Source organism: Sphingopyxis witflariensis, assembly GCF_002205635.1.
GTDB classification, from domain to species: Bacteria; Pseudomonadota; Alphaproteobacteria; order Sphingomonadales; family Sphingomonadaceae; genus Sphingopyxis; species Sphingopyxis witflariensis.
Window position 1 is genome coordinate 1 of record NZ_NISJ01000028.1, and the last position, 3,544, is coordinate 3,544.

Sequence of the window (3,544 nt, forward strand, 5' to 3'; positions counted from 1 at the left end):
GGAATTTATCGCGACGGCGGTGCAGGAATGGCTGGCGAAGGTCGGCGTGAAGACGCTCTACATCGCCCCCGGATCGCCATGGGAGAATGGATACTGCGAGAGCTTCAACGGGTCGCTGCGCGATGAATTGCTCAATGGCGAGATCTTCTACTCGCTCGCCGAGGCCCGGATCCTGATCGAGGCTTGGCGGCGACATTACAACACAGTCCGGCCGCACAGCTCGCTCGGGTATCGGCCACCGGCGCCAGAGGCCGTTCCATCGCCAGTGTCGCCCTCCGGTTCCGCTTCGCTCCACCTACGGCCAACACTGGCGATGGAGGCGTCAATGCACTAACAGTCCACGCGGACCACTCGGTGGGGGCCGGTCACTAGGAGTGAGACTAGTCGTAGAACCTTCTGATCGGGCGTTTTTGAGCTGTCCTTTGGCAAATTTCAACCCGACACTGCCGCCGTCTGGGGAGTGGAGGTATGACGGCTTTTTGTGCAAATCGCTTTGTCGCCAAATGCCTTAATTTGGCGTGTTCCTGCCGTGATGTTCTGACACGCCCCAATGGAAGCTTTTACGCAGCTGGTGCACGGCGGGCTATGACTGGGATGAGGCGCATTGCTGACCAATAATCACGCTGTTCGATTTGGCCCAATGCGACTGCACGGCTCGCTAGCTGACAATGCGGGTCCAGATTGTCGCGGTTGCAATGACCGCCAGAGAAAACAGGATCGACCATAGCCACAACAGGCTTTCAGGTTCGCTATCGCGTGGGTCGGGCCACAGACGGAGCATCAGATCAGCGTCCTATCGTCCGCTTGTTTCGCCTTCCGTGCGAACCACGGATCATCGGTGCGCTCGGCGACGAGCTGGCTGGCAGGATATTGGGTCACGAGCTGCATCGCCTCCTCGGCGTCGGCGCGAAGCCAGGCGTCATACGCGTCGGCGTGCAGGATGACCGGCATCCGGTCGTGGATGTCCCAAAGCTCCTTCGTCGCATCGACCATGACGCCGGTATAGGCGTCGCCCCATTCATCGGTCGGGCGCCACAGGCCCGCCCAGGCCGCAAGCGGCTGGTCGGCGACGCGGATCCAGGTGCGGGTCATCTTGCCGGGCTCGCCCTCGGCCTCGGCGAACGACGTGAACGGGATGAGGCAGCGCTGGGCGGGGTCGGTGAACCACTGGCGCCAGATCGTCCACAGTTTGTCGTCGCGGGCATTGTTGGTTGCGGTGGGCTTGTTCGGCTTGCCGGTGCGCTTGTTGGTCGAGTGGCGGGGGAAGCCCCAGGTCATCTGCTGCAGGATGCGTTGCCCCTGATCTTCGCGCAAGACGATGCCGGGATATTGCGGATAGACGTCGGCGGGCGCGTTGAAGCCGTAGGTCGCGGGCGTCCCGAACAGGTTCGCCATCTCCTGGACCGTGCTCTTGTTGGTGTAGAGATTGCACACGCATGCGATCATGCTGCGGCCGCGCAGCCTGTCAATCGGCAACCGGCCAGCCGGACGCGCGTTCGCGATGCGAAGGAGACACGCCATGACTGCCGATTATGATGCTGCCAAGACCGCGCCCGTCGAGCGCGTCGCCCGGGTGCTGGCCGGGCATGCGCTGAGCCGCAACGCCGAAGGCGACATGGGGTCGGCGGGACCCGCGGTCGACGACCTGTGGCCCGACTATGCGCCGGTGGCGCTTGCCGTGCTGCGCACCCTGCGCGAGCCGAGCGGCCGCATGCTTGCGGTGGGCGACGCCGAGATCTGGGACCGTATGATCACCGCGGCGATCGAAGACGAAAGCCTCTCGGACTGAGCGGCCTTTAGCGCCGCCGCCGGAGCTGGCGCTTCCATTCGATGATATCGGGCATCGGCAGCTGGCGGGTGTGATCGACGTCCACCAGCTCCAACGTCGCAAGCGTCCGCTTCCGCTTGGCATAATAGCATTGCAGGCAGCGCATGCGTTTGCGCACTGCGGGCAGTGGAGAGCGATCGTTTGTCTTGCGTGAGCATGGTCTGCCGGTGGTCCACCAGGCGCGTGACCTCGGGATCGCCGGCGCGCGACGCGCGGTTGAGCAACAACCAGACCTTTTCCTCGACCTTTTCGACTTTGTCGCTAGACAGCAGCGCCGCCGTCATCATCACCATTGAGCGCGCGTTATCGGGAGTTCTGGCCGATTTGAGACGGTCTGTTCCTAGCTTTTGGCGGCCGAAAGCAGACATTGGCACAAGGCTCCTGGCTGCGGCGATCGCAACTGCCGCAGCGAAGGGCCGTTCTCAAACGAAAGCAACGCGGAAACATCAAGGCGTGTAGCCTCTTATTCAGTGCAGTCTCCATGAGACGGGACCGCAGTAATCAAATTTCGGTCGCCTCGGGAACGAGTAAATCGGTGTCGGCTACTTCCAACTAACTATCCACGCGTCGATTTGCCTGCCTAACGTGTCGAGCGGCACTGGACCTTGAGCCAGAAGCGCATCGTGAAATGCCCGAAGATCAAACTTATCGCCGAGTTCCGATTGCGCTTTCGTTCGCAGCTCAAGGATACGAATTTCCCCCAATTTATACGCCAGTGCCTGGCCCGGCCAGCTAATGTAACGGTTCACCTCAGCGTCAATATTTGCGTCGGAGAGTCCCGTGTTCTCACGCATGAAGGCGACCGCGCGCGCCTTGCTCCAGCCCTTGGCGTGGATGCCCGTGTCAACGACGAGCCGAGCCGCTCGCCAGCTCTGGTATGAAAGCTGACCCATCTTTTTTGCCGGCGTATCATAGAGGCCCATTTCGGACCCGAGGCTTTCAGCGTAGAGACCCCAGCCTTCGACGAAGGCCGTGAAGAAGGCGAAGTTCCGTCGGAACGGCGGGATTTCGAGTTCCTGCTGCAACGCGATCTGATGGTGGTGGCCGGGGACAGATTCGTGAAGGCTCAGCGCGGGTATTTCCCAAAGCGGGCGCTGGTCGAGCTTGGAAACATTGACGTAATATGTCCCCGAAATCCCGGTTTCCGGCGCGCCGGGGCCGTAAAAGGCCGTGGTGGTCCCTTCGGCGATCTCGCTGGGAATTTCACGAAGCCCATAAGAAAGACGCGGCAGCCGCCCGAAATATTTCGGCATCATCCCGTCGATCTGCTTGGCAACCCGCGCCGTCGCGCTCATTAAATCTTCGGGAGTTTTTGCAAAATATACGGGATTGGATTTGAGCTCCCGAAAATAAGCAGCCCTTGAAGCAAAACCCGCGTCTTTAGCGACCTTTTCCATATCGGCGTGGATGCGTGCGAGTTCGCGCAGGCCGATGGCATGGATCTGCTCGGCCGTCAGGTTCGTGGTTGTTTCCTCCCGGATGCGAAAAGCATAATATGCCTTGCCGCCCGGTTGCGCGGAGATGCTGTCCGACCTGACACAGTGCGGCGCATAGCGCGTGCGGTAAAAATCTGCATGTTTTGCATAAGCGTGTCAATCGGCGTGCAAACGGGACCCCCTATCGGCGCGCAAAAGGGACCCCCTTTCACGATGGCGCAAGGTTGATCGGACACGCGCCTTTGCGCTGCGCGCGGCGTAGGGAGGGCGGAGCCCGACC

Annotated in this window: 3 protein-coding genes and 1 pseudogene; 2 read left to right on the plus strand and 2 right to left on the minus strand. The window is 61.2% G+C overall.

From position 1 onward, the window contains the following. A partial coding sequence (locus CDQ91_RS20770; RefSeq protein ID WP_144036846.1) for an integrase core domain-containing protein occupies positions 1-334 on the plus strand: 334 nt, incomplete at its 5' end. Between the two features lie 446 nt (positions 335-780). Here CDQ91_RS20770 and CDQ91_RS20775 read toward each other — a convergent pair. Further along, positions 781-1,476: an SOS response-associated peptidase gene (locus CDQ91_RS20775; protein WP_237246100.1), complete on the minus strand. Its 696-nt coding sequence runs from the start codon at positions 1,474-1,476 to the stop codon at positions 781-783. Positions 1,477-1,519: 43 nt separating this feature from the next. On the opposite strand from CDQ91_RS20775, the gene CDQ91_RS20780 reads away from it, so the two are divergent. Beyond that, positions 1,520-1,789: a hypothetical protein gene (locus tag CDQ91_RS20780; protein WP_088474600.1), complete on the plus strand. Its 270-nt coding sequence runs from the start codon at positions 1,520-1,522 to the stop codon at positions 1,787-1,789. Between the two features lie 581 nt (positions 1,790-2,370). On the opposite strand, the pseudogene CDQ91_RS20785 reads toward CDQ91_RS20780, so the two are convergent. Then, positions 2,371-3,405: pseudogene (locus CDQ91_RS20785) on the minus strand (DUF885 domain-containing protein); the annotation flags it as partial. Positions 3,406-3,544: the final 139 nt, after the last annotated feature.